This window comes from Pseudomonas sp. 22085 (assembly GCF_052045815.1).
GTDB lineage: Bacteria > Pseudomonadota > Gammaproteobacteria > Pseudomonadales > Pseudomonadaceae > Aquipseudomonas > Aquipseudomonas glycinae.
Genome location: NZ_JBQEQA010000034.1, coordinates 1 through 25,729 on the forward strand (window position 1 = coordinate 1; position 25,729 = coordinate 25,729).

22 protein-coding genes and 1 pseudogene are annotated in these 25,729 nt (G+C 58.1%); 14 read left to right on the forward strand and 9 right to left on the reverse strand.

Features of this window, described 5'->3' with window-relative positions; translation table 11 throughout:
* Positions 1-1,012: DUF4123 domain-containing protein (locus ACTJK7_RS28130; protein ID WP_440819238.1), on the forward strand; the 1,012-nt coding region annotated here is incomplete at its 5' end.
* Between the two features lie 19 nt (positions 1,013-1,031).
* Positions 1,032-3,524, forward strand: coding sequence for a LysM peptidoglycan-binding domain-containing protein (locus ACTJK7_RS28135; RefSeq protein WP_440781023.1), 2,493 nt, complete (start codon positions 1,032-1,034; stop codon positions 3,522-3,524).
* A 32-nt stretch (positions 3,525-3,556) separates the two neighbouring features.
* Here ACTJK7_RS28135 and ACTJK7_RS28140 read toward each other — a convergent pair whose 3' ends face one another.
* The 5 genes and pseudogenes from ACTJK7_RS28140 to ACTJK7_RS28160 all read right to left on the reverse strand — a co-directional run bounded on the left by ACTJK7_RS28140 (position 3,557) and on the right by ACTJK7_RS28160 (position 7,919).
* Positions 3,557-4,558, reverse strand: coding sequence for a formylglycine-generating enzyme family protein (locus ACTJK7_RS28140; protein WP_108559769.1), 1,002 nt, complete (start codon positions 4,556-4,558; stop codon positions 3,557-3,559).
* 89 nt (positions 4,559-4,647) lie between these two features.
* On the reverse strand, positions 4,648-5,643 hold the full coding sequence (locus tag ACTJK7_RS28145; protein ID WP_108559767.1) for a formylglycine-generating enzyme family protein: 996 nt from the start codon (positions 5,641-5,643) through the stop codon (positions 4,648-4,650).
* 57 nt (positions 5,644-5,700) lie between these two features.
* Positions 5,701-5,992 (reverse strand): annotated as a pseudogene (locus ACTJK7_RS28150) (DUF533 domain-containing protein); the annotation flags it as partial.
* Between the two features lie 129 nt (positions 5,993-6,121).
* Positions 6,122-7,114 carry an SUMF1/EgtB/PvdO family nonheme iron enzyme gene (locus ACTJK7_RS28155; RefSeq protein WP_234420600.1) on the reverse strand — a complete coding sequence of 331 codons (993 nt, stop codon included), beginning with the start codon at positions 7,112-7,114 and terminating at the stop codon, positions 6,122-6,124.
* 82 nt (positions 7,115-7,196) lie between these two features.
* On the reverse strand, positions 7,197-7,919 hold the full coding sequence (locus ACTJK7_RS28160; RefSeq protein ID WP_440781021.1) for a tellurite resistance TerB family protein: 723 nt from the start codon (positions 7,917-7,919) through the stop codon (positions 7,197-7,199).
* Positions 7,920-8,095: 176 nt separating this feature from the next.
* Between ACTJK7_RS28160 and ACTJK7_RS28165 the strand changes: the two genes are divergently transcribed.
* From ACTJK7_RS28165 to ACTJK7_RS28215, 11 genes are all read left to right on the forward strand, one after another.
* A complete protein-coding gene (locus ACTJK7_RS28165) occupies positions 8,096-9,010 on the forward strand; it encodes a LysR family transcriptional regulator (RefSeq protein ID WP_007954670.1) in 915 nt (304 codons plus the stop codon).
* 99 nt (positions 9,011-9,109) lie between these two features.
* Complete coding sequence (locus tag ACTJK7_RS28170) at positions 9,110-10,597, forward strand: gamma-aminobutyraldehyde dehydrogenase (RefSeq protein WP_108559763.1); 1,488 nt, start codon at positions 9,110-9,112, stop codon at positions 10,595-10,597.
* An 82-nt stretch (positions 10,598-10,679) separates the two neighbouring features.
* Entirely contained in the window at positions 10,680-11,831 is a 1,152-nt protein-coding gene (gene ydcS / locus ACTJK7_RS28175; RefSeq protein WP_108559761.1) for a putative ABC transporter substrate-binding protein YdcS, read from the forward strand.
* Positions 11,832-11,951: 120 nt separating this feature from the next.
* Entirely contained in the window at positions 11,952-12,989 is a 1,038-nt protein-coding gene (locus ACTJK7_RS28180; protein ID WP_074691239.1) for an ABC transporter ATP-binding protein, read from the forward strand.
* 1 nt (position 12,990) lies between these two features.
* Entirely contained in the window at positions 12,991-13,926 is a 936-nt protein-coding gene (locus tag ACTJK7_RS28185; protein WP_108559759.1) for an ABC transporter permease, read from the forward strand.
* Positions 13,916-14,725, forward strand: coding sequence for an ABC transporter permease (locus ACTJK7_RS28190; RefSeq protein ID WP_007954663.1), 810 nt, complete (start codon positions 13,916-13,918; stop codon positions 14,723-14,725). Before ACTJK7_RS28185 ends, ACTJK7_RS28190 begins: the two co-directional genes overlap by 11 nt.
* Positions 14,726-14,889: 164 nt before the next feature.
* Positions 14,890-16,314 (forward strand): gamma-aminobutyraldehyde dehydrogenase, encoded by a 1,425-nt coding sequence (locus ACTJK7_RS28195; RefSeq protein WP_108559757.1) that lies wholly within the window; start codon positions 14,890-14,892, stop codon positions 16,312-16,314.
* 213 nt (positions 16,315-16,527) lie between these two features.
* Positions 16,528-18,012: an APC family permease gene (locus tag ACTJK7_RS28200; protein WP_108559755.1), complete on the forward strand. Its 1,485-nt coding sequence runs from the start codon at positions 16,528-16,530 to the stop codon at positions 18,010-18,012.
* 406 nt (positions 18,013-18,418) lie between these two features.
* A complete protein-coding gene (locus ACTJK7_RS28205) occupies positions 18,419-18,925 on the forward strand; it encodes a BRO-N domain-containing protein (protein WP_085688856.1) in 507 nt (168 codons plus the stop codon).
* A gap of 204 nt (positions 18,926-19,129) precedes the next feature.
* On the forward strand, positions 19,130-19,378 hold the full coding sequence (locus ACTJK7_RS28210; RefSeq protein ID WP_039769579.1) for a CopG family ribbon-helix-helix protein: 249 nt from the start codon (positions 19,130-19,132) through the stop codon (positions 19,376-19,378).
* Entirely contained in the window at positions 19,356-19,646 is a 291-nt protein-coding gene (locus ACTJK7_RS28215; RefSeq protein WP_108559753.1) for a type II toxin-antitoxin system RelE/ParE family toxin, read from the forward strand. Before ACTJK7_RS28210 ends, ACTJK7_RS28215 begins: the two co-directional genes overlap by 23 nt.
* 36 nt (positions 19,647-19,682) lie before the next feature.
* Here ACTJK7_RS28215 and ACTJK7_RS28220 read toward each other — a convergent pair whose 3' ends face one another.
* Positions 19,683-19,868, reverse strand: coding sequence for a hypothetical protein (locus ACTJK7_RS28220; protein ID WP_007954656.1), 186 nt, complete (start codon positions 19,866-19,868; stop codon positions 19,683-19,685).
* A gap of 403 nt (positions 19,869-20,271) precedes the next feature.
* On the opposite strand from ACTJK7_RS28220, the gene ACTJK7_RS28225 reads away from it, so the two are divergent.
* The gene (locus ACTJK7_RS28225; protein ID WP_108559751.1) at positions 20,272-21,900 is read left to right on the forward strand and encodes a glucan biosynthesis protein D; all 1,629 of its coding nucleotides are present in this window, start codon (positions 20,272-20,274) and stop codon (positions 21,898-21,900) included.
* Between the two features lie 121 nt (positions 21,901-22,021).
* Here ACTJK7_RS28225 and ACTJK7_RS28230 read toward each other — a convergent pair whose 3' ends face one another.
* The 3 genes from ACTJK7_RS28230 to recJ all read right to left on the reverse strand — a co-directional run bounded on the left by ACTJK7_RS28230 (position 22,022) and on the right by recJ (position 25,695).
* Entirely contained in the window at positions 22,022-22,555 is a 534-nt protein-coding gene (locus ACTJK7_RS28230; protein WP_011332627.1) for a GNAT family N-acetyltransferase, read from the reverse strand.
* Between the two features lie 92 nt (positions 22,556-22,647).
* Positions 22,648-23,754 carry an NADH:flavin oxidoreductase/NADH oxidase gene (locus ACTJK7_RS28235; protein ID WP_108559749.1) on the reverse strand — a complete coding sequence of 369 codons (1,107 nt, stop codon included), beginning with the start codon at positions 23,752-23,754 and terminating at the stop codon, positions 22,648-22,650.
* 231 nt (positions 23,755-23,985) lie between these two features.
* On the reverse strand, positions 23,986-25,695 hold the full coding sequence (gene recJ, locus ACTJK7_RS28240; RefSeq protein WP_323151617.1) for a single-stranded-DNA-specific exonuclease RecJ: 1,710 nt from the start codon (positions 25,693-25,695) through the stop codon (positions 23,986-23,988).
* Positions 25,696-25,729 lie beyond the last annotated feature (34 nt).

A 25,729-nucleotide genomic window follows, 5' to 3' on the forward strand; every position in this document is an offset into this window, starting at 1 on the left:
CCGCCCCACTGCTGCCGGGCGTGTTGAAGCAGGCGGATGCCGACAAGGCTGGCCAAGTCGTCAAACCCTCCCTCGGCTCCTTCAAGGCACAGTCAAAGGCAGGCGTGCTGTTGCCGACGCCGTCATGTCATCTCGACGCGACCGGGTGCTGTCCGGTTCACCAGACGGGAGCGTCAGCATGATTAACTCCATCCAGTCGCCTTTCGAGCAGCCTGCGACAACCGGGGCAATGTGCCTGATTCTGGATCGCAGTTTTGATCCGGACCTGCTGAGCCACCTGTTTCGAGGTGAAGAACAATCCAGGCCCAGCTGTATTCCATTGTTTACAAACACGCCTTACGCCGAGCTCCAGCCTGCTGGCCCCTATGTCGTCATGTACCCGGAAAAGCATTCGGCTGCGAGTTACGCCAGCAAACTGCTGGAGCAATTCGATGCAGGGTGTGTCGCCTGGTTGAGTGATCCGGCCTTGCTGGATCAGGGCATTGAACACTGGCGCAGTCTGCTGACCGTGAAAACCGATGAAGACCCTCAGCAAATGATGCGTTTCTATGAACCGCGCTGGCTGGAGCCTCTGCTACTCAGCCTCAGCGAATCTGAAAAAGCCCAATTCATCGGCCCCTTCAGTGGCATAGCCTGGCGCAATGAGATCGGCTGGCGGTATTACGCCAAGTCGCCTCAAAGCGCTTCAACGGAAACTCAGGCTCCGGGCTGGCTGTATTTGAGCGAGGAGCGCCAGGCGCTGATCGAACAGGGCCGGCTGAAGGTGATAGCGACCCGTTTTACCGACGATTATCACGAAGTCTTGCCCACGGAGGACGCCGTCGAATTCGTCCACCGCCAATTACTGGCCGGCCAGGACATGGGCTACGAGCAAATGGCCGACCAGGAGCGATGGCTTCGAGTCGCCATCCAGCGTGGGGACAGTTTCTGGGATCACGCACCGGCCGCCGAATTACTGGCGCGTGACGACGTCGCGCTAGGCGACAAGCTGATGCAATTGGAAAGTCTGTGAATCACAAGGACGATGCGCAATGAGCAACACCTACACCGTTAAGAGCGGCGACACTCTTGGCAGCATTGCCGCCGCCAACAAATGCTCCGTGGCGGATCTTCGGGGACTGAACCCGATCATCACAGATCCCAATCAGATCAAGGTTGGCTGGGTACTGAAATTACCTGCGGCCAAAGCCCTGCCACCACCCAAACACGCCGACAACCAAAGCACGACGGCTGTCAAAGGTGCCGTCGAGTGCAAGGACGAACTGGTCGATGTCGTACACATCACCGGAGATGAACACTTTTACGTACTGACTGAAAAAGAGTCGAAAGACCTCAAGCAGCAGAGCGACCTCGTCAAAAAACTCATGGACGAGCTGCATCAGAATCTGGCCAAGGCGACCGAAGCCAGCAAATGCGCGAAAACCAAGGATCCTCAGGCTGGCTGCTCCTGCTCGCGTTGTGTCAAAGATGACTGGAACGCCAAGGCCGAGGAAGCAGGCCTGCTGCAACGCTATCCTCCCCCGGCGGAAAAACCGAAAACTGTCATCGAGCGCAAGGAGGATTTGCAAGGCCAACTGGCAACTGTGCAAGAGGCCCGTGACTGGTATCAACGCTACAGGCCGCAGCCCGCGTTCGAAGGCAACTATCTGGAGACCAACTGGGAAGGCCTGCAAGCCAAAAAAGTTGCTGAGCTCAACGCGGAAATTCAGTCACTGCGCAATCGGATTGCCGCACAAGGCAAAGCCGAAGCCGGCGACAGCTCCACCAGTGCCAACGGTGCAGCACCAGACATCAAACATGGCAAAGGGAAAGCCTCGGACACCCAGAAAGGCAAGCAGGTCAAAACCGGGATTACGGTGGTCGAATACATTTCCTTCCGTGACCCGTCTCGCCGCCACTACATTCCGGTACGCACCCGAGAACAACTCACCTGGAGTGTCAAAGTCCCTACCAAGGTGATGCAAGGCAAACCACTGGACAAGAATCTGGCCAAGGATCTGATCAAAGACATTCGCACGGCGGTCAATGATGGTCGCAAGACCAGCCCTCTGGGCAGCCTGGAAGCCAAATTCACATCGTGGACGAGCAAGGACGACAACCTGCTCAACGCACTGCACAAAGAATGCTCCTGGACCTCCAACGAAGCGGACTCTGCGATGTACGCCGTGTCGGCCGAAGCCCACGCGTTCCGTTTTGCCGCCACGGCCAGTGCCGGTATCAACAGTTGGGAACCCGGCAAAGGCAACATCGAACTCGGCGTCAAAGGCAGCGCAGCAATCTCTCTGGCCGAAGGCTCCGTTGCACTCAAGAGCTACTTTCCCGACCAGGGTGGCTACGTGGTGCGCATGCCGTACCGCAATGCCGAAGGCAAGGAAGTGGTCAGCGACATCGGCATCTTCCGGCTCGACGGCAAGGTGGAATTGTCTTGCTTCCTTGGCGCCACCGCGCAAGGCCAGGCAGGTGCCAAAACCCAATACAAACCCAAGGAAGCAGAAGCCTCCGGTGTGACCGCACTGTTGAGTACGCCCGACCTGGCCGTCGACAAGAAACGCGGTGGCAGCCTCGGCCTGAAGGGCAACGCATTCGCGGGCGTTCAAGGTGGCGGAACCGTTACCGGAACATTGAAGTGGCTTGATTCCACCAAACAAGGCGTGGGCAAGATCACGCCCGGACAGGCGAATGACAGTGGGAGTACGGACTGGTCGAGTCTGGTGGAAATCAAGGCGGAGGGGAATGTCGCACTTGGAATCGGGGCGAGTTTTGATTTTGGGATTGAAATCCGCGCAGACCGATTGGCAATTAATTGCAAGGCAAGTTTAGTTTTCGGACCGGGTGCAGGTGGTGGCTTTGGTACGTCGATAGACTTAGAAAAAATTGGTGATTTGATCTATGTCTTTTGCAACGCGCTATCAAAAGCAGACTTCCACTATCAGTTGGCGGTGAGCAAGGATGCCTTCAACTATATGGCAAGAGGAATGTTCAGAATAGCTACGCAGCCAGGCGAAGCATTTGATGAGGGCTTTCGAAAGATTGGACTTTGGTGGGACGATCGACAGGCAACCAAGGTAGAAGCCCAAAACCTCGCAAAATATCTAATCAACAACCAGGCCATTAAAATAAAAAACAAGAAAATACCACTTGAAATTTTACCACCTGAAACCATTGGCCCGATGCTTCATTTATTAACCGAAAGCTTTGTGGAAAGCTGGGCTGAAGACCAGGAAAAAGCTGCTGTATTATTACTTTCCCATCTACGCAGCTGGAGACACTTCATTGAGGTGTTAGAATGCTGCTCAAAAGATGGCAGCAAGGTTAATGCAATGAAAAGTCTGAATCGTCTAAACTCCTTACTTGATGGGAAGGAGCAGCAACAATTTAACCGTTTCATTGGGACGTTAGCAGTAAATATTGACAGCAAGCCGCAGGAATATGGAATGCTTGCGTGGAGCCCCGGCCAGCCTTGGCGTAAAGAAAAGACGTTGATAGCAGCAAGGCGGAGCAGCCACTTTGACAATTTGGCTTAATTAAAGGCGCTTTCAGCGCCTTAATTTCTATACTAATTTAATGATACTGACTGAACAGCACATCGAAAACCTGCATCACTCGTATGATATTTTTGTATTGGGCCCACAGCCCAGCGACGGACCATTGGCGCCGCAGATAATGGAGCTTCCAAGACCGTTGAGCCGCGCCTGATTTTTTGAGTACCAAATTCTGGTCCTTGCGGATTTTCAAGAGGAGAAACTTTGTAATAGTCTTTACCGTACCAGTCACTAACCCAATCAGTCGAGTTACCAGAAAAACCATATATCCCCAATGGATTAGGTGCGAAGCGATCCACTGGAAAGTTATTCTCCTCGTCTTCGACTGGAAAATTCCTCCCAAAGTCCAGACTTCCGCTGTCCGTAGGAAACAAAAGCTTTTTCCCACGACTGCGCGCAGCGTATTCCCATTGAGCTTCAGTCGGCAGCCCCACCGCATAGCCACTTAGGTCCCCCAGCCACTGGCAATAATCTCTGGCCTCCTGCCAAGTTTGAGTTGGCGCAGGTAAATTAGGCTGATATCTAAATTTTAGATCTTCACGCTCTCGGTACTCCTGATCGAATAGAGACTTTTTGTTTACAACAAAATACAAATCAAAATCACCCAGAACCACTTGAAACTTAGAAATATAATACCCACTCAGCACTACCGAATGCACAAAATCATCATCACTATCAGGACTTATACTGCAAAGCTGATCCGAATCTTGCCCGCATGGCCAAGCACATACATTTCTTTCGTCATACTCACACGCCCAGCCAAAGTCACCCATATCAAACTGGCCTCCTTCGACAAAAATCATATTGTCAATCGACCGAACTACCATATTGAGTAATTTCCCGCGCAGCTCAGTGGAGAGATTCGGATAATTAGTCTTTATAGTTGCCGCGATCGATGCGACCTTTTCCGAACTGAGGCTCTTACTGACTGGCAGCGAATCATGTTCTGCTTTGCAGCCGAAAATTATAAAAAACACTGCAAAGACGAATACCCATCGACACAAAACTGACAACATCCTTATCATCCTAAAACATCTAAGAGCATCGCTACCGCCAGACCAACATTGACATATTCACCAATGGAAAAAACGCTTGAGAGAAGCAGTCATTGCAGACGCCCCTCTGACTGAATAGCGCAGCGAAAACCAGTACCAGGATAATAGGCCTCCTGTTCTGGTTTATCCGGCCAGCGTCTAACTATAGATGCCGCGGACATTGGGCCTTCTGGATAGTAGGAGCCTCGCTTAACCTTATATGTACCTTTGTCCGGTCCTTGAGGATTTTCCACTGGTGACTGTCGGTAGTATTCCTCATCGTACCAATCATTAACCCAGTCAGTCGCGTTACCTGCAAGACTGTAAATACCCAGTGGACTGGGTGGAAATTTAGCAATTGAAAACGTTCTACCGCTTCCTTCCACAGGATAGTTTTTCCCAAAACTCAAACTACCTGTATCAGTAGGAAAAAGAATATGTTGCCCGCGATTACGGGCAGCAAATTCCCACTGCGCCTCGGTAGGCAAATCCACCGAATAACCACTAAGACTGGCAATCCAGTGACAATAATCCTTGGACTCTTGCCAAGTTTTGGTAAATGCAGGCAAATCACGCTGATAGCGAAACTTCAAATCTTCACGTTCGCGCTTTTCAGCATCAAACAGAGGTTTTCCGTTTGCAATAAAGAACAAATCGAAATCACCCAGCGAGACTTGAAACTTTGAAAAATAATAAGAACTCAATTTGACCGGATGAACAAAGTCATCATCGCCATTACTGCTGATATTACAAAGCTGGTCCGGATCCTGTCCGCAAGGCCAAGCACAAACATCCGTTTCGTCGTATTCGCAAGCCCAGCCAAAGTCGCCCATATCAAACTGGCCACCTTCGACAAACACCATATTGTCAATTGACTGCACTACGGTGTTGAGGACCTTTTCACGCAGATCAGTGGAGAGGTTGGGGTACTTGGTTTTGATGGTTGCCGCAATCGACGCGACCTTTTCCGGTGTCAGGCTTTTGCTGACTGGCAATGGGCCGGATTCGGCCTCGCAGCCGGCCAGAAAAAACAGGGCCGGGAGGGCAAGCACAAACTGACGTAACACGGGCAATTTCCTTATAAGGTGCGTCAAAGGCCAAACCTTAACATCCCCTGCCGTGTCTCACAAAAACCTGAATACCTCCTCCTCCACAAAAGCCAACCTGACCTGCCTCTCCAACTCAGCCTTCAACCCCGGCCCCAGCTTCAAATGCCAAGCCAGCTCATCCAGATACCACCTCTCCATTCCTATCATCACGCTCGGCACATACACCTCCGTTGCTATCCGCGTAACGTCGGCAGGCTCAAGGAGCTATGGAGTTTGGTGTGAAGCCAGGACTTAAATTGCTGGTCATTGTGGAGTTTGGTAATTCGTGGATCAATTGACGTTCGCGATCATCGATGTGGCTGTCGGCTTAGTCGACAGCTACAAGGGCTTCTACGACAAAAAAAGGTGACAGATTGACACTTTGAAAAACAAACCTGTCACCTCTTCGTTTGGGGTCTAAAAATGAAGGTGCAGAAGACGCCTTCAGCCTGAAATACTAAAGCGGCTTACTGGACTGAATTGCACACCTAAAACTTGTATCGCTTGAATGATATTTTTGCACTAACTCTTCAGGCCAACGGCGGACGAGAGGTGCCGCAGACAGTGGCGCTTCCAAAGTTGTAGACCCTCTCCTGATCTTCTTTTCGCCACTTCCCGGCCCCTGAGGATTGTCTACAGGCGAAACTTTGTAATAATTTTCATCGTACCAGTCATTAACCCAATCGGTGGAATTACCAGCCATACCATAGAACCCCATAGGATTAGGTGCAAAACGATTCACTGGAAAATTTTCCTCTTCATTTTCAAAAGGAAAATTCTTACCGTAATCAAGACTCCCAGTATCAGTAGGAAACAGGATGCGCTGGCCACGGTTGCGAGCTGCAAACTCCCACTGCGCCTCTGTCGGCAGGTCTACTTCGTAACCACTTAAAGAACCAATCCAAGTGCAATAATCTTTTGCCTCCTGCCAGCTTTGAGTTGGTGCTGGAAGGTTAGGAAAATAAAGACTTTCCAAATCTTTGCGTTTTCGATCCTCTGCGTCGTAGAGCGGCTTTCCATTAGCCACAAAAAAAATATCGAAATCCGCCAACGTAGCCTGATATTTCGCTAGATAGTAACTGCTCAACTTTACCGGATGGACGAAATCGTCATTGCCCTTCCTGCTGATATTACAAAGCTGCTCCGGCTCTTGCCCGCAAGGCCAGGTACACACATTTTTTTCATCGTATTCGCAAGCCCATCCAAAGTCGCCCATATCAAACTGGCCACCTTCGACAAACACCATGTTGTCAATCGACTGAACTACGGTGTTGAGGACCTTTTCGCGCATCTCGCTGGACAGGTTCGGATACTTGGTTTTAATAGTTTCCGCAATCGACGCGACTTTTTCCGGTGTCAGGTTCATGCTGACGGGCAATGAGCCGGACTCGGCCCCGCAACCGGCCAGAAAAAACATGGCCGGAAGGGCGAGCACAAACTGACGTAACACGGGCAATATCCTTATTAAGGTGCGTCAAAGGCCAAACCTTAACATCCCCTGCCCTGTCTCATAAAAACCTGAATACCTCCGCTTACACCAAAGCCACCCTCACCTGCCTCTCCAGCTCCACTTTCAACCCCGGCTCCAGCTTCAACTGCCGCGCCAGTTCATCCAGATAGCTCTTCTCCATGAAGTTCTCCTCATCCACCATCATCACGCTCGCCACGTACATCTCGGCGGCCATCTCCGGCGTACTTGCCGCGCGGGCGACGTCGGTGGGGTCGAGGGGTTTGTTGAGTTCGGCGTGGAGCCAGTGTTTGAGCTCCTGATCGTTATCGAGTTTGGTGAACTCGCCTTCGATCAGTTGGCGTTCGCGGTCGTCGATGTGGCCGTCGGCCTTGGCGGCGGCGACCAAGGCTTTGAGGATGGCCTGGCTGTGTTGTTCGACTTGCGCCGGTGGCAGGCGATCGAGGGTTTGCGGTTCGCTTTGTGGGGCAGTGCCTTTCTGGGCGTTCCAGTTGCCGTAGGCTTTGTAGGCGATCACGCCCAGAGCAGCAAGGCCGCCGTAGAGGGCGACTTTTCCGCCAACCTTGCGGGCCTTTTTACTGCCCAGCAGCAGGCCCATGGCGCCGGCCGCCAGGGCACCGCCGCCTGCGCCTGACAGCAAGCCGCCGAGTGCGCCATTACTGGAAGATCTGCCAAGCAAGCCGCCCAAACCACCGGCCGCCGGTTTGTTCTGCGCCCCGCCCGCCTTGTTCTGCAGCAGATCCTGGCCGGACTTGAGGAGTTGATCGAGCAATCCACGGGTGTTCATGTTCCGTCTCCAAACTGGGGTTATCCGGATCAATAAGGCCCTCAGCCTAGTTCGAAAGTGCCCGTCACTTGGGTGCGAGTGTGCTTCCAGATGTTGCCTGGCCCGCAGCAGCCCTTCGCGAAAATAGATATACACTCGAGGCAATCTATAAAAACCGCCCACCGGGTAATCCTTCCATGATGACCTTGCGTCAGATCCGCCATTTCATCGCCGTGGCCGAGACAGGCTCGATCTCCGCCGCCGCGCAAACCGCGTTCATTTCCCAATCGACCCTGACCCTGGCCATCCAGCAACTGGAGGAAGAGATCGGTGTCAGCCTGTTCAATCGCCACGCCAAGGGCATGACGCTCACCCATCAGGGCCACCAGTTCCTGCGCCAGGCGCACCTGATTCTGGCGACCGTGGACAACGCCAAACGCAGCCTGCAACAAAGCACCGATCAGGTCGCCGGGCAGCTGATCGTCGGCGTGACCAGTCTGGTGGCCGGATATTACCTGGCGGATTTGCTCACCCGTTTCCAGCGCGCCTACCCCAATGTCGAGATCCGGGTGATGGAGGACGAGCGGCCGTACATCGAGCATTTGCTGGTCAGCGGCGAGATCGATGTCGGTGTGCTGATCCTCTCCAACCTCGAAGACCGCCATGCCTTGCAGACCGAAGTGCTGACCCACTCGCCGCACCGTTTGTGGCTGCCGGCCCAGCATCCGCTGCTGGAACACGACAGCATCAACCTTGCCGATGTGGCCCGGGAGCCGTTGATTCAACTGAACGTCGACGAAATGGATCGCAACGCCCAACGCCTGTGGCGCGGCGCCGGGCTACAACCGAAGATCACCCTCAGAACCGCGTCCACCGAGGCCGTACGAAGTCTGGTTGCGGCGGGCCTCGGCGTTTCGATCCAGCCGGACATGACGTATCGCCCATGGTCGCTGGAAGGCGACATCATCGAAGCGCGGCCGATTGCCGATCTCAACCAGACCCTTGACGTCGGTCTGGCCTGGCGTCGTGGCACCGCCCGCCCCGCGCTGGTCGATCCTTTCCTGACCGTTGCTCGCGAGCAGCCCCACGGCGGACGCAAGCCATCTATTTAATCGAATGCCACCTTCAGTATTTAGAATTTGTCGACCCCGGAGCCGCGCACTAGTCTTGCTGCATCGATAAGACGGTCGGCTCCCGGAACAGGGAGCAACATGGCCATACAAGAAAAGAGATCACGGAAAATGGCTGGCGCGCAGACCCACATGCACACCGCGTTGCTGATCGACGGCGAACTGGTCGCTGGCCAGGGTTTTGTCGAACCGATCCTCAACCCGGCCACCGGCGAAGTCCTGACTCAGATCGCCGAAGCCAGCACCGAGCAAGTCGAAGCCGCCATCCTTGCCGCCCACAGCGCCTTTGCCGAGTGGTCGCGCACCACCCCGCAACAACGCTCGAATTTCCTGCTGGAAATCGCCAACGCCGTCGAGAAGCACGCTGATCACCTTGCCCGCCTCGAAGCCCTGAACTGCGGCAAGCCGCTACATCTGGCACGGCAGGATGATTTGACCGCGACCGTCGATGTGTTCCGCTTCTTCGCCGGCGCCGTGCGCTGCCAGACCGGCCAGCTCAGCGGCGAATACGTGCCGGGCTACACCAGCATGGTGCGCCGCGATCCGATTGGCGTCGTCGCCTCGATTGCACCGTGGAACTACCCGATCATGATGGCCGCGTGGAAGATCGCCCCGGCCCTCGCCGCCGGCAATACGCTGGTGTTCAAACCGTCCGAGCACACGCCGCTGTCGATTCTGGCGCTGGCTCCGGCGCTGGCCGAAATCCTGCCGCGCGGGGTGATCAACATCGTCTGCGGTGGCGGCGAAGGGGTTGGCAGTCATCTGGTCGGCCACCCGAAAGTGCGCATGGTGTCGCTGACCGGCGATATCGTCACCGGCCAGAAAATCCTCCAGGCCGCCGCCAAAACTCTCAAGCGCACCCACCTCGAACTCGGCGGCAAGGCCCCGGTGATCGTCTGCAACGATGCCGATCTGAAAGCCGTGGTCGAAGGCGTGCGTACTTATGGCTACTACAACGCCGGGCAGGATTGCACGGCGGCTTGCCGGATCTACGCCCAGGCCGGGATTCACGACAAATTGGTCGCCGAACTCGGCGCGGCGGTCAGCAGCCTGCGCTTTGCCGGCAAACGCGATGCCGACAACGAAATCGGACCGCTGATCAGCACCCGTCAGCGCGACCGCGTGGCCAGTTTCGTCGAGCGCGCCCTCGGTCAGCCGCACATCGAGCGGGTGACCGGCGCGGCGGTGCATTCCGGCGCAGGGTTCTTCTATCAGCCAACCCTGCTGGCCGGTTGCAAACAGAGCGATGAAATCGTCCAGCGCGAAGTGTTCGGCCCGGTGGTCACCGTGACCCGCTTCGATGAACTCGCGCAGGCGGTGGACTGGGCCAACGACTCGGAATACGGCCTCGCTTCGTCGGTGTGGACCCAGAACCTGGACAAGGCGATGCAGGTCGCCGCACGCCTGCAATACGGCTGCACCTGGATCAACAGCCATTTCATGCTGGTCAGCGAAATGCCCCACGGCGGGCTGAAACGCTCCGGTTACGGCAAAGACTTATCCAGCGATTCGCTACAGGACTACAGCGTGGTGCGGCACATCATGGCCCGCCACGGCCAGCATCTCTGACTACGCTAATAACAAGCCGCTAACGGCATGCTTCACCGCGTTCACAACTGCCCCGACCATAATTTAAAGAAGAGGGTTCACCATGTTCGTGCACAAGACCGCACTGCTCAGTGCAATCACCACGGCCCTGCTGGCCAGCGCCAGCCTGCAGGCCGCCGAGCCGCTGAAAGCCGTCGGCGCCGGCGAAGGCCAGCTGGATATCGTCGCCTGGCCGGGCTACATCGAACGCGGTGAAAGCGACAAGGCCTACGACTGGGTGACCGGTTTCGAGAAGGAAACCGGCTGCAAGGTCAATGTGAAAACCGCCGCCACCTCTGACGAAATGGTCAGCCTGATGGCCAAGGGCGGTTACGACTTGGTGACGGCGTCGGGCGATGCCTCGTTGCGGTTGATCGTCGGCAAGCGTGTGCAGCCGATCAACACTGCGTTGATCCCGAACTGGAAGTCCCTAGACCCACGCCTGAAAGACGCGCCGTGGTACGTGGTCAACAACCAGACCTACGGCACTCCGTACCAGTGGGGCCCGAACGTGCTGATGTACAACACCAACGTGTTCAAGACCGCGCCGACCAGCTGGAACGTGGTGTTCGACGCGCAGAACCTGCCCGACGGCAAGCCGAACAAGGGCCGCGTGCAGGCTTACGACGGCCCGATCTACATCGCCGATGCCGCTCTGTACCTGAAATCCACCAAGCCTGAGCTGGGGATCAAGGATCCGTACCAACTCACCGAAGATCAGTACAAGGCTGTGCTGGAACTGTTGCGCGCCCAGCAGAAACTGATCCACCGCTACTGGCACGACACCACGGTGCAGATGAGCGACTTCAAGAACGAAGGCGTGGTCGCGTCCAGCGCCTGGCCGTACCAGGTCAACGGCCTGATCAACGAGAAACAGCCGATCGCTTCGACCGTGCCGAAAGAAGGCGCCACCGGTTGGGCCGATACCACCATGCTGCACGCCGAAGCCAAGCACCCGAACTGCGCCTACAAGTGGATGGACTGGTCGCTGCAGCCGAAAATCCAGGGTGATGTGGCGGCATGGTTCGGTTCGTTGCCGGCGGTTCCGGCGGCTTGCCAGGGTAGTGAACTGCTGGGTGCCGAGGGGTGCAAAACCAACGGGTTCGATCAGTTCGACAAGATCGCTTTCTGGAAAACCCCGCAGGCTGAGGGTGGGAAGTTTGTGCCGTATAGCCGGTGGACGCAGGACTACATTGCGATTATGGGCGGTCGCTGACACGCCGCTCTAGCCCGATCGTTCCCACGCTCTGCGTGGGAACGATCAATTCGAATACTGTTTTTCAGAAGTCCAGGCAGGGCCGCTGCGACGGCCCTCGCCTTTTCGGAGCACCGCATCATGACGCTTGCAGTCCAGTTCACCAACGTTTCCCGGCAGTTCGGCGAGGTGAAGGCCGTTGACCGGGTTTCCATCGACATCCAGGACGGCGAGTTCTTTTCCATGCTCGGCCCTTCCGGTTCGGGCAAGACCACATGCCTGCGCCTGATCGCCGGGTTCGAGCAACCGAGCGCGGGCTCGATCCGCATTCACGGTGCCGAAGCCGCCGGCCTGCCGCCCTATCAGCGCGACGTCAACACGGTGTTTCAGGATTACGCGCTGTTCCCGCACATGAACGTGCTGGACAACGTCGCCTACGGTTTGAAAGTCAAAGGCGTAAACAAAACCGAACGCCACAAACGCGCCGAAGAAGCCTTGGACATGGTCGCCCTCGGCGGCTACGGCGCGCGTAAACCGGTGCAGTTGTCCGGCGGTCAGCGCCAGCGCGTCGCCCTCGCCCGCGCGCTGGTCAATCGCCCGCGAGTGCTGCTGCTCGACGAACCGTTGGGCGCTCTCGACCTGAAGCTGCGCGAACAGATGCAAAGCGAGCTGAAGAAGCTGCAACGCCAGCTCGGCATCACCTTCATCTTCGTCACCCACGATCAGACCGAAGCGTTGTCGATGTCCGACCGCGTGGCCGTGTTCAACAAGGGTCGCATCGAGCAGGTCGATACGCCGCGCAATCTGTACATGAAACCCACCACGACTTTCGTCGCCGAATTCGTCGGCACCTCGAACGTGATTCGCGGCGATCTGGCGCGCCAGCTCAGCGGTCATCCGCAGCCGTTTTCGATCCGCCCGGAACACGTGCGTTTCGCCGAAGGTCCGCTGGCCAGCCACGAGATCGAAGTCAGTGGTCTGCTCCACGACATTCAATATCAGGGCAGCGCCACACGCTATGAACTGACCCTGGAAAACGGCCAGACCCTGAGCATCAGCCAGGCCAACAATCAGTGGATCGACAGCAGCGCGCAGCACCAGACCGGTCAGCGCATCAGCGCTCGCTGGGCGCGGGAAGCGATGATTCCGTTGCACGACACCGTTGCGAGCGGGGTGTGACATGACCGCCCTCGCTATTCCTCAATCGGCGCCGTTGCGCAGGTTTTCCAACCTGCTCTATCGCAAGCCGAACCTGTACCTGTCGATGCTGCTGGTGCCGCCGCTGCTGTGGTTTGGCGCGATCTATCTGGGCTCGCTGCTGGTGCTGTTGTGGCAAGGTTTCTACACCTTCGACGACTTCACCATGGCGGTCACGCCCGACCTGACCCTGGCCAACTTCGCGGCGCTTTTCCAGCCGTCGAACTTCGACATCATCCTGCGCACCCTGAGCATGGCCGTCGTGGTGTCGATCGCCAGCGCCATCGTCGCATTCCCGATTGCCTACTACATGGCGCGCTACACCACCGGCAAGACCAAGGCGTTTTTCTACATCGCGGTGATGATGCCGATGTGGGCCAGTTACATCGTCAAGGCCTACGCGTGGACGCTGCTGCTGGCCAAGGGCGGTGTCGCGCAGTGGTTCGTTCAGCACCTGGGGCTGGAGCCGGTTCTGCAGTTCATTCTGGGGATTCCCGGGGTCGGCGGCAGCACCTTGTCGACCTCGCACCTGGGGCGGTTCATGGTGTTCGTCTACATCTGGCTGCCGTTCATGATCCTGCCGATCCAGGCCTCGCTGGAACGCCTGCCGCCGTCGTTGCTGCAAGCCTCCGCCGACCTCGGGGCCAAGCCGCGCCAGACTTTCATGCAGGTGATTCTGCCGCTGTCGGTGCCGGGGATTGCTGCCGGTTCGATCTTCACGTTCTCGCTGACGTTGGGCGACTTCATCGTGCCGCAATTGGTGGGCCCGCCGGGCTACTTCGTCGGCAGCATGGTCTACGCGCAACAGGGCGCAATCGGCAACATGCCGATGGCCGCAGCTTTCACGCTGGTGCCGATCGTGCTGATCGCAATCTACCTGTCCATCGTCAAACGACTGGGGGCCTTCGATGCACTCTGAAAAGGCTTCAATAGGCTTGCGCATTGCAGCCTGGGGCGGGCTGGTGTTTCTGCACTTCCCGATCCTGATCATCTTCCTCTACGCCTTCAACACCGAAGACGCGGCGTTCAGCTTTCCACCGAAAGGCTTCACGCTGCACTGGTTCAGTGTGGCGTTTTCGCGGCCGGATGTGCTGGAAGCGATCAAGCTGTCGTTGCAGATTGCAGCCATCGCCACACTGATCGCGATGGTGCTCGGCACCCTCGCTTCCGCTGCGTTGTACCGCCGGGATTTCTTCGGCAAGCAGGGCATTTCGCTGATGCTGATCCTGCCTATCGCATTGCCGGGGATCATCACCGGGATCGCGCTGCTGGCGACCTTCAAGACGCTGGGGATCGAGCCGGGGATGTTCACCATCATCGTCGGCCACGCGACCTTCTGTGTGGTGATCGTCTACAACAACGTCATCGCCCGCTTGCGCCGCACCTCACACAGTTTGATCGAAGCGTCGATGGATCTCGGCGCCGACGGCTGGCAGACCTTCCGCTACATCATCCTGCCGAACCTCGGCTCGGCGCTGCTCGCGGGCGGCATGCTCGCGTTTGCGCTGTCGTTCGATGAAATCATCGTCACCACCTTCACCGCCGGCCATGAACGCACCTTGCCGCTGTGGTTGCTCAACCAGTTGAGCCGCCCTCGGGACGTGCCGGTGACCAACGTCGTGGCGATGCTCGTGATGCTGGTGACCATGCTGCCGATCCTCGGCGCCTACTACCTGACCCGGGGTGGCGAGAGCGTGGCCGGCAGCGGCGGCAAATGAATATCTAACAAACACCACAACTCCCTGTGGGAGCTGGCTTGCCAGCGATGACGGTGTGTCAGCCGCCATCAATTTTGAACGGGATGGCCTCATCGCGGGCAAGCCCGCTCCCACAGGATTCTCGATTCGGCCAGAAAAATAAAAGTGCTATTGAGGACAACAACATGCAAACCAAACTCTTGATCAACGGCCAACTGGTCAACGGCGAAGGCCCGGCGCAACCGGTGCTCAACCCGGCGCGCGGTGACGTGCTGGTGGAAATCAACGAGGCCACCGAGGCCCAGGTCGATGCCGCCGTGCGCGCCGCCGACAGTGCCTTCGCCGAATGGTCGCAGACCACGCCGAAAGACCGTTCGCTGTTGCTGCTCAAACTCGCCGACGCCATCGAAGCCCACGGCGAAGAACTGGCCAAACTGGAATCGGACAACTGCGGCAAACCCTACAGTGCCGCGCTGAACGACGAGATCCCGGCGATTGCCGACGTGTTCCGTTTCTTCGCCGGTGCCAGCCGTTGCATGAGTGGTTCGGCCGGTGGCGAATACCTGCCCGGCCACACCTCGATGATCCGCCGTGACCCGGTGGGCGTGATCGCGTCCATCGCGCCGTGGAACTACCCGCTGATGATGGCTGCCTGGAAAATCGCCCCGGCCCTCGCCGCCGGCAATACCGTGGTACTCAAGCCGTCGGAACAAACCCCGCTGACCGCGTTGCGTCTGGCTGAACTGGCGTCGGATATTTTCCCGGCCGGCGTACTCAATCTGGTGTTCGGGCGTGGGCCGAGCGTGGGCAGTCCGCTGGTGACCCATCCGAAAGTGCGCATGGTGTCGCTGACCGGCTCCATCGCCACCGGTTCGAACATCATTTCCAGCACCGCCGACAGCGTCAAACGCATGCACATGGAATTGGGCGGCAAGGCGCCGGTGATCATCTTCGACGACGCCGACATTGATGCGGCGGTCGAAGGCATTCGCACCTTCGGTTTCTACAACGCTGGCCAGGACTGCACCGCGGCGTGCCGGATCTACGCCCAGCAAGGCATCTACGACAAGTTCGTCGAGAAGCTCGGCGCGGCGGTCAGCAGCATCAAGTACGGCTTGCAGGATGATCCGTCGACCGAACTCGGGCCGCTGATCACCGCCCAACATCGCGACCGCGTGGCCGGGTTTGTCGAACGCGCCGTGGCGCAACCGCACATTCGCTTGATCACTGGCGGCAAGGCTGTCGAAGGCAACGGTTTCTTCTTCGAACCAACGGTGCTGGCCGACGCCCAGCAGGACGACGAAATCGTCCGCCGCGAAGTGTTTGGACCGGTGGTGTCGGTGACCAAATTCACCGACGAAGCCCAGGCGCTGGAGTGGGCCAACGATTCGGACTACGGCCTGGCGTCTTCGGTGTGGACGGCGGATGTAGGACGCGCCCATCGCCTGTCCGCGCGGTTGCAGTACGGCTGCACCTGGGTGAATACCCACTTCATGCTTGTCAGCGAAATGCCTCATGGCGGTCAGAAACTGTCCGGCTACGGCAAGGACATGTCCATGTACGGGCTGGAGGACTACACCACGGTTCGGCATGTGATGTTCAAGCACTAAAAGCATCGCTGGCAAGCCAGCTCCCACAGGGTTCAGTGCAGCTCTTGTGGGAGCTGGCTTGCCAGCGATGGCGTCACTCCGGTTTCAGGAAGAAAACCGGCATTACGCACCACCAGGCATTCAAAACAATAACTACCGATCCGGGCGGCGCTCACCAAGCCCCGCCACGGTTTCGGCCATCCGAAATCTGCCGATTTCACGGAGCAAACACACATGAGTGCATCACCCGAACTCTCAGCCGCCGTTGCCGACAGCGATGCCGAACAACTGCGTCAACTGGGCTACACCTCCAACTTCAACCGCAGCATGAGCCTGTGGGAAAACTTCGCACTGGGCTTCACTTATCTGTCACCGGTTGTAGGGGTTTATACCCTGTTCGGCCTGTGTCTGGCCGCTGGCGGGCCACCGATGTTCTGGGCCTATTTGCTGGTCGGCTGCGGTCAGTTGCTGGTGTGCCTGATCTTCGGCGAAGTGGTGTCGCAGTTCCCGATTTCCGGCGGTGTCTATCCTTGGGCGCGTCGCTTGGTGGGCAAGAAATGGGCATGGATGGTCGGCTGGATCTACTCCATCGCCCTGTGCGTGACCATCGCCGCCGTTGCGGTCGGTGCCGGCCCGTACCTCGCCGCCATGCTGGGTTTTGAGCCAAGCAACAACACCAATATCGTGATCGCCCTGGTACTGACCCTGTTCGCCACACTGGTCAATCTCAGCGGCACCAAAGTGCTGGCGCGGATCGCCATGTTCGGCTTCCTCTGCGAACTGGTGGGCGCGGTGATCGTCGGCGTGTACCTGCTGATTTTCGAGCGTCACCAACCGATCAGCGTGCTGTTCAACACCTTCGATATCAGCGTCGACGGCTCCTACCTACCGGCATTCCTCACCGCTTCGCTGGCGGGGATGTTCCTCTACTACGGCTTCGAAGCCTGCGGCGACGTCGCCGAAGAAACCCCGAACCCGAGCGCAAAAATCCCGGTGGCCATGCGCATGACCATCTACATCGGCGGCATCGCGGCAATGTTCGCTTGCCTGGCGCTGATCCTTGCCGTGCCGGACATGCAGGCGGTGATCAACGGCACCGACAAGGACCCGGTCACCACCATCCTCAACAACGCCTTCGGTCCGATCGGCTCGAAAGTGGTGATGGGCGTGGTGATGATTTCCTTCATCTCCTGCGTCATCAGCCTGCAAGCGGCGGCGAGTCGTCTGCTGTATTCCTACGCTCGCGATGAAATGGTCATCGGCAGCCGACTGCTGAAAAAGATTTCTCCTACGACCCAGGTGCCGGTTGCCGCCCTGTTCGTGTCCGGCGTCCTGCCCGGCCTGATCATCGCCCTCGGCTTCTTCCTGCAAGACGCCGTGGCCACCATCGTCAGCTTCGCCGCCATCGGCATCTACCTCGCATTCCAGATGATCGTCCTCGCCGCCCTGTACGCCCGCAGCAAAGGCTGGAAACCGAGCGGCAAATTCACCCTCGGCGCCTGGGGCTGGCCGGTGAACATCGGCGCGCTGGTGTATGGCGTCGGCGCAATCATCAACATGGCCTGGCCACGCACACCCGATGCGGCGTGGTACATCAACTACGCGATGGTGCTGAGTACGGCGATCGTGATTGGGCTGGGGCTGGTTTACATGTGGATTGGCAAGCCGTATGACCATGGGAAGGCGCCGGCTGGGGATGCTTGGAAAGTTAGTCGCTAAGAAAAACAGCCCCGGATTTATCACAATTTCGGGGCTGATTTCTTTCAGCGTCAGTTACTCGCTTCCTACAGACCGAACCCTCAGCATTCAGTCCCCTTTCCTACGAATGGCGTCGGCAGAGTAGACTTGGCGCCGCTAGCGCCTGACCGATAGGCTTTACCCCGTCGCTGCCCAATCAGCGGCCCGGGGTCGAAGCCGGAAATCTGTCAAAACGGTGCTTGCGTGCCCCCATTGAACTGCGGCTGCTTTGCAACTTCAGTTCTGCGTTATGGCGGGCCGTGTGGCGCGGGCCTTCCGCCTTTTCCGTTTCGACAGGAAGTAACCCGACTTCGAACGCCACTCGGTTCGCCACCCAACTTTTCGAAGAGTTGGTGGCGACTTTCCTACTCGAAACGGAAGTCATCTCATGCCAGCACCTACTCACAATCCGAATACTGAATATTTCACTCCCACCGTCTTCACCCGCCACAACCGCTTCCTCCACGCTCTCCTGCTCGATCATCAAGCCTGGTTCTGCGCTCAGGATCTCGGCCGCATGATGGGCCATCCCTTGAACCTACGCGTCACGCTCAAACTCGACCCCGACCAACGCCGCACCGTCCGGCTGCGCAAGTACGGCAAAGTTGTCGAGACACCGATGGTCAGCGAATCCGGCATGTACGCGCTGCTCGTCCATCATTTCATCCCGGAAAACCGCAACCTGCGGCAATGGCTGAGTAATGAGGTGATCCCCATCCTGCGGGAAACCAACTCAGTAACAGCGGAAAACTGCCCGAGCCTGAGCTCGGTGCATTGGGCAGGCGTCACCGTGCCGCTGTTGCATTGGCAACAACAGGCTTGGGTGAAATGGCGTGATATGCCTGAATTGGTGCAAGTACAGCAGCCGTATCCAGCGCCGCGCTCTTGCGGCTGACTCTGAAAGTCAGTGGCTTTGCCCCGGCGGCGATTAGGTCACCGGGGTATTATCCAAGCATTTCGCAACACATCCCGTCTTCCAGCGGCGTTCAAGTCCACTAGAGTTTTCCTCAACCTCGCACTCTGACTGGTTGACGCCGATGTTATTGCGGCCTAGGGTGTCTACGTCGTTTACAGCGTATACACACGCAGGAGATCTTCCATGGCCTCGCCCGTTTTATCCTTCCGCGTCGAAGAATTGCTCGCTCAACAATTGGATCAATTGGCCGCGGCCACTGACCGAGACCGCCAGTACCATCTCAAGCGTGCGTTGGTTAGATATGTGGAAGCGGAGTCTTGGCATCTGCAAGCCATCAGCGAGGGGATTGCTGATGCCGATGCTGGAAATCTTACCGATCTGGATGCCGTGAAGGCTAAGTGGGCAAAACGTGCCGAACGTAGTACTGACTGAACGAGCTGAAAACGATCTCGAAACAATTTTTGAGTATTACCAAGGCATCTTGGGTGCCAATCCAGCGTTTGGTGTCGTGAACTCCATTCTTGGAGCGTTTGATCAATTGAAGCAATTTCCGGGTTCAGGCCGGCCTTCAGTCGTGCCGGATACACGCGAACTGGTGCTGACCCGTTATCCATTCATTGCGCCATATCGCCTGGAGGATGGCCAGATCCAGGTCTTGAGAATTCTGCACCAGCGCGCAGAACAACCAGAAAATTGGTAAACCAGCCGTAGCAAGTACGGCTGGCTGTTCACCTCCCTAGAACCGCGAAACACTCCTCATCGCATCCACCAGATACCGCATCGCAATCCGGTCGCTTTCCGACAACTCGCGGTAACGCTCCACCAGTTTCAGTTCGTCAGGACTGAGCCGGCGTCTTCGCCGGACGTTGGTGAGGCAGGGAAAGATGCCCAACATTTCGGTGATGCCTTGTCCTTTTGTCATGGACGATGTCCTTTTCCAGTACGTCAGAAATTTCTCGAAAACCGCATCGCCCTGCTCCTTTAAGCAGCGATTTGAGCCCTGCCGGTCGGATGAGTCGTGACCGGCGATGCCCATAGAATAGAAATTAAATCGGCGCTGAAAAGTGGTTTTTAGAGTAATTAGTCGAAAAAAGCAGATATGCCCTATAAATCAGAAAAGACTGTGGGATAAGTAACCGTAACGTCTTGTTTCATTGAGACGCTGTCGCCGTGATATCAATGAATTTTGCAAAATCGGCGAACCGATTAAGCTAGCGGGCATCTGTACTAGTCCGTAGCGTTTGGCCGAAGGCTTGTCCGAACCGTAATTTCTGATCCAGTACGTGCCAGGAACGGCGCGGGATTGTCCACGACAGGTTGTATTTATGCACCGCAGGAATTTGCTCAAAGCGTCCATGGCCATTGCGGCTTACACCGGCCTTTCCGCCTCCGGCCTGCTCGCCGCACGCGCCTGGGCCGCCTCTGGCGGTGCCGCCGACGGTGAAGCACAGGCCTTCGACTTCGAAACGCTGAAGCGCCAGGCCAAGCAACTGGCCGGCAGCGCGTATCAGGACACCAAACAGGTGCTGCCGCCGACCCTGGCGACCATGACCCCGCAAAACTTCAACGCGATCCGCTACGACGGCGAGCATTCGCTGTGGAAAGAGAACAAGGGTCAGCTCGACGTGCAGTTCTTCCACGTCGGCATGGGTTTCCGCCAGCCGGTGCGCATGTACAGCGTCGATCCCAAGACCCGCACGGCCCGCGAGGTGCATTTCCGCCCTCAGCTGTTCAACTACGAAAACACCTCGGTCGACACCCAGCAGCTCAAGGGTGACTTGGGTTTTGCCGGCTTCAAGCTGTTCAAGGCGCCGGAACTGGATCGACATGACGTGGTGTCGTTCCTCGGCGCCAGCTACTTCCGCGCGGTGGATGCCACTGGCCAATATGGCCTCTCCGCCCGTGGCCTGGCTGTCGACACCTACGCCAGGAAACGCGAAGAATTCCCTGACTTCACCAAGTTCTGGTTCGAGACCCCGGATCAGAACGCGACCCGCTTTGTGGTCTACGCCCTGCTCGACTCGCCGAGCGCGACCGGTGCCTATCGCTTCGACATCGATTGCCAGGCTGAGCGCGTGGTGATGGAAGTCGATGCTCACATCAACGCCCGCACCGCCATCGAACAACTGGGCATCGCTCCGATGACCAGCATGTTCAGTTGCGGCACCCACGAGCGCCGGATGTGCGATACCATCCACCCGCAAATCCATGACTCGGATCGTCTGGCCATGTGGCGTGGCAACGGCGAGTGGATCTGCCGCCCGCTGAACAACCCGGCAACCCTGCAATTCAACGCCTTCGCCGACACCGATCCGAAAGGTTTCGGTCTGGTGCAGACCGACCACGAATTCGCCAACTATCAGGACACCGTCGACTGGTACAGCAAGCGCCCGAGCCTGTGGGTAGAACCTACCACCGCGTGGGGCGAAGGCTCTATCGATCTGCTGGAAATTCCTACAACCGGCGAAACCCTCGACAACATCGTTGCATTCTGGACACCAAAGAAACCGGTAGCCGCCGGCGATTCGCTGAACTACGGCTACAAGCTCTACTGGAGTGCCCTGCCACCGGTCGGCACACCACTGGCGCGGGTACATGCGACCCGTTCCGGCATGGGGGGCTTCGTCGAAGGCTGGGCTCCAGGCGAGCATTATCCGCCGGTCTGGGCCCGTCGTTTTGCCGTGGACTTCACCGGTGGTGGGCTTGATCGCCTGCCACAGGGCACCGGGATCGAACCGGTGGTCACTTGCTCCAACGGCAAGGTGCAGGACTTCAGCGTGCTGGTGCTGGATGACATCAAGGGCTACCGGATCCTGTTCGACTGGTACCCGACCAACGACAGTGTCGAGCCGGTTGAACTGCGGCTGTTTATCCGCACCAATGACCGCACGCTGAGTGAGACCTGGTTGTACCAGTACTTCCCACCGGCTCCGGACAAGCGCAAATACCCTTGATGATTCTCTGACGTCGGATCGGGCCTCATCGCTGGCAAGCCAGCTCCCACATGGATATCGATTGATCACAGAGCTTGTGTACAACCGAAAACCTGTGGAAGCGAGCTTGCTCGCGATGGCGTCAGTCCAGGTGACAGTAAAAGTGGATATCGTGAGGTTCGAGTGCAAACAGCTCGGGATCCGGTTGCGCCAGCAACCGGCAACCCTGGCGCTGATAGAACTCCACGGTATTGCGCGACTCGGTCGCCGAGACGTACAGCGCCTCGGCGCCGATCCTCCGACCATGGGCGCAGGCCAAGGCAAACAACCGCCCGCCCAGCCCCTGTCCACGCCAGCCGCGGCTGATGTGCAGAAACTTCAACTGCCGCATCTTCAAACCCTGATTGTGAATAACCCGGTTATCCACAACCACTGCCGCCACCAGCGTCTCGCCATCGAAAATCCCGTGTAGCCACCCACCGCTGCGCCAGCATTTTTCCAATACCCGCGCATTGTCCTCCGCCTCCCCTTCGGGCCAGCCGCGCATGTCGAAACGCGCCGGATACAGAATCAACTCACCGTTTTCCACGCGATAGCATTCTTCGACCAACTCGCTGCGGTCGATCAGCGCCAGCAGCGGCAAGTCAGACTCAGTCAGCTCACGTTCGATCAACATCGCGTTCCATTCCTTTGCAATTCCGTACGGCAGGCAAGAAAAAAACCCGCCAGTTCAATGGCGGGTTTTATAGGCTTTGCGGCGGGTCGGAATCAATCCCGCAGATCAGACTCGTGAATCGGCTGATCCCGATGGGTCGCACGCTGATACTGCGCCGGCCACACCGCTTTGCGTCCCCCCAGGTCATCGTCGGCGTGCAGCGGCCAGTACGGATCACGCAGCAGCTCACGGGCGAGGAAGATGATGTCGGCCTGACAGGTCCGCAGAATGTGCTCGGCCTGGGCCGGCTCGGTAATCATTCCCACGGTGCCGGTGGCGATACCTGACTCCTTGCGCACTCGTTCGGCGAAGCGCGTCTGATATCCCGGCCCCACGGGGATTTCGGCGTTGACTGCCGTGCCGCCCGATGACACATCGATCAGATCAGCCCCCAAGGCTTTCAGGCGTCGCGCCAGCTCCACGGTTTCATCCGGATTCCAGCCGTCCTCGACCCAGTCGGTAGCCGAAAGGCGCACGAACACCGGCAGTTCTTCCGGCCACACCGCGCGTACCGCCTCGGTCACTTGCAGCACCAGACGAATACGGTTTTCGAACGAACCGCCGTACTGGTCACGTCGCTGATTACTCAGCGGTGATAGAAACTGGTGCAGCAGATAACCGTGCGCCGCATGCACCTCGACCACACTGAAACCGGCGGTAAGCGCACGTTTGGCTGCGGCCACGAAATCCTGAATGACCTGGGCGATCTGACTCTCATCCAGCTGTTTCGGTTGGGTGTGTTGCGGGTCGAAGGCAATCGGCGAAGGCCCCACCGGGATCCAGCCACCGTCCTCCGGTTTGACGCTGCCGTGCTTGCCGATCCACGGCCGATGGGTGCTGGCCTTGCGCCCGGCGTGGGCCAATTGAATGCCGGCCACTGCGCCCTGTGCGTTGATGAAACGGGTGATGCGTTGCAGCGGTAGGATCTGTTCGTCGTTCCACAGGCCCAGGTCTTCGGCGGTGATCCGCCCGTCGGCCGTGATCGCCGTAGCTTCGGTAAACACCAGGCCAGCGCCCCCCACGGCACGGCTGCCGAGGTGCACCAGATGCCAGTCGTTGGCCAGGCCATCGACGCTGGAGTACTGGCACATGGGCGACACGGCAATGCGGTTGGACAGGGTCAGTTGGCGAAGGGTAAAGGGTTCAAGCAGCAGACTCATGGGGCACCTCTCAAATCAGTGGGCAGGCTCCAGGGTTCTGTTTGAAAAGTCGACGAGTGACAGGAAAAAGGTGCAGCACCCGCCCCCGCGGGCAAAAAATTCGACAAGACGTCACAAGGCCAATCAAGCAGTGCTTAGAGCCTAGTCGACATCCGGGGATGAGGGAGGGTTCCGAAATGAAACAGCACAATTGAAGATGCCTGCGCCCTTCAGTAAAGGGCGCAATGATCTTTAGCGCGGCTCGATATGAGCAATCATCAACTGCACGGTTTCATTGCCGCGAAACTCGTTGAGGTCGAGCTTGTAAGCCAGTTCGACCCACTTGATCGTGGGGTTCGGCCAGATATCGCGATCAATCCCGAACGCGATGCCATCGAGCTTCACCGAACCGCATTCGGTTTTCAGCACCACTTTCAGGTGCCGCTCACCCACAACCCGCTGCTCGACCAACTGGAACACCCCGTGAAACAGCGGCTCCGGGAAATGCTGGCCCCATGGCCCGGCGTGGCGCAGGGCCCGAGCCAGTTCCAGATGAAACTCCTCGACCGCCAGCGTGCCGTCCGACAGCAGGCGCCCGGTGAGGTCCTCTTCGCGAAGTTGCCTACGCACCTCAGCGTCAAATGCCTCGGCGAACAACGGAAAATTTTCCTGCGGCAAGGTCAGACCGGCCGCCATCGCGTGGCCACCGTACTTGCTGATCAGATCCGGATGTTGTGCCGCGACCACGCTCAGCGCGTCACGAATATGGAAACCCTGCACCGAACGGCCCGAGCCCTTGAGCAGGCCGTCGCCGGCATCGGCGAAGGCGATGGTCGGGCGGAAATACCGCTCCTTCATCCGCGAAGCCAGGATACCGATGACGCCCTGGTGCCATTCCGGATCGAACAGGCACAAACCGAACGGCATCGACTCGACCGGCAAGTCCTTGAGCTGGGCCAGCGCTTCACGCTGCATGCCTTGCTCGATGGATTTGCGGTCCTGATTCATGCCGTCCAGTTGTGCGGCCATTTCCCGGGCCAGCGCAGGGTCGTGGGTCAGCAGGCATTCGATGCCCAGGCTCATGTCATCCAGACGCCCCGCCGCGTTCAGGCGCGGGCCGACGATAAATCCGAGGTCGGTAGACGTAATGCGCGAAGCCTCACGCTTGGCCACTTCCAGGATCGCCTTGATCCCCGGCCGCGCACGTCCGGCGCGAATTCGCTCCAGACCCTGGTGCACCAGAATCCGGTTGTTGGCATCCAGCGGCACCACGTCGGCAACGCTGCCCAGCGCCACCAGATCCAACAGTTCGCCGATGTTTGGCTGCGGCTTGTTCTCGTACCAGCCAAGACTGCGCAGACGTGCACGCAAAGCCATCAACACGTAGAAAATCACCCCGACCCCGGCCAGCGCCTTGCTCGGGAACTCGCAGCCGGGCTGGTTCGGATTGACCAGTGCATCGGCCTGCGGCAGTTCATCGCCGGGCAAGTGGTGGTCAGTAATCAAGACCTTCAGGCCATGGCGCTTCGCGGCCGCGACACCTTCAACGCTGGAAATACCGTTGTCGACGGTGATCAGCAACTGCGGCTCGCGGGTCATCGCGACTTCGACGATTTCCCGGGTCAGGCCGTAGCCGTATTCGAAGCGGTTCGGCACCAGATAATCGACGTGCGCCGCGCCCAGCAGGCGCAAACCGAGCACGCCCACGGTGCTGGCCGTCGCGCCGTCGGCGTCGAAATCGCCGACGATCAGGATCCGCTGCCGCTGCTCCAGCGCTGTCACCAGCAGGTCAACCGCCGCATCGATCCCTTTGAGCTGCTGGAACGGAATCAGCCGCGCCAGGCTCTTGTCCAGCTCCGCCTCGGACTGCACGCCCCGCGCCGCATACAGGCGGGTCAGCAGGGGTGGCAGTTCACCGAGAAACGGCAGAGTGGCGGGCAACGGGCGAGGATCGATACGCATGGGGTGACAGGAGCTTCTCTTGAATACGTGGGAT

Coding starts and splice junctions, on each gene's coding strand:
- ACTJK7_RS28195 (WP_108559757.1), top strand. CDS start 14,890: ATGCAAACCAAACTCTTGATCAACGGCCAACTGGTCAACGGCGAAGGC.
- ACTJK7_RS28165 (WP_007954670.1), top strand. CDS start 8,096: ATGATGACCTTGCGTCAGATCCGCCATTTCATCGCCGTGGCCGAGACA.
- ACTJK7_RS28135 (WP_440781023.1), top strand. CDS start 1,032: ATGAGCAACACCTACACCGTTAAGAGCGGCGACACTCTTGGCAGCATT.
- ACTJK7_RS28225 (WP_108559751.1), top strand. CDS start 20,272: ATGCACCGCAGGAATTTGCTCAAAGCGTCCATGGCCATTGCGGCTTAC.
- ACTJK7_RS28200 (WP_108559755.1), top strand. CDS start 16,528: ATGAGTGCATCACCCGAACTCTCAGCCGCCGTTGCCGACAGCGATGCC.
- ACTJK7_RS28140 (WP_108559769.1), bottom strand. CDS start 4,558: ATGTTGTCAGTTTTGTGTCGATGGGTATTCGTCTTTGCAGTGTTTTTT.
- ACTJK7_RS28190 (WP_007954663.1), top strand. CDS start 13,916: ATGCACTCTGAAAAGGCTTCAATAGGCTTGCGCATTGCAGCCTGGGGC.
- ydcS (WP_108559761.1), top strand. CDS start 10,680: ATGTTCGTGCACAAGACCGCACTGCTCAGTGCAATCACCACGGCCCTG.
- ACTJK7_RS28170 (WP_108559763.1), top strand. CDS start 9,110: ATGGCCATACAAGAAAAGAGATCACGGAAAATGGCTGGCGCGCAGACC.
- ACTJK7_RS28205 (WP_085688856.1), top strand. CDS start 18,419: ATGCCAGCACCTACTCACAATCCGAATACTGAATATTTCACTCCCACC.
- ACTJK7_RS28210 (WP_039769579.1), top strand. CDS start 19,130: ATGGCCTCGCCCGTTTTATCCTTCCGCGTCGAAGAATTGCTCGCTCAA.
- ACTJK7_RS28160 (WP_440781021.1), bottom strand. CDS start 7,919: ATGAACACCCGTGGATTGCTCGATCAACTCCTCAAGTCCGGCCAGGAT.
- recJ (WP_323151617.1), bottom strand. CDS start 25,695: ATGCGTATCGATCCTCGCCCGTTGCCCGCCACTCTGCCGTTTCTCGGT.
- ACTJK7_RS28185 (WP_108559759.1), top strand. CDS start 12,991: ATGACCGCCCTCGCTATTCCTCAATCGGCGCCGTTGCGCAGGTTTTCC.
- ACTJK7_RS28180 (WP_074691239.1), top strand. CDS start 11,952: ATGACGCTTGCAGTCCAGTTCACCAACGTTTCCCGGCAGTTCGGCGAG.
- ACTJK7_RS28230 (WP_011332627.1), bottom strand. CDS start 22,555: ATGTTGATCGAACGTGAGCTGACTGAGTCTGACTTGCCGCTGCTGGCG.
- ACTJK7_RS28235 (WP_108559749.1), bottom strand. CDS start 23,754: ATGAGTCTGCTGCTTGAACCCTTTACCCTTCGCCAACTGACCCTGTCC.
- ACTJK7_RS28220 (WP_007954656.1), bottom strand. CDS start 19,868: ATGACAAAAGGACAAGGCATCACCGAAATGTTGGGCATCTTTCCCTGC.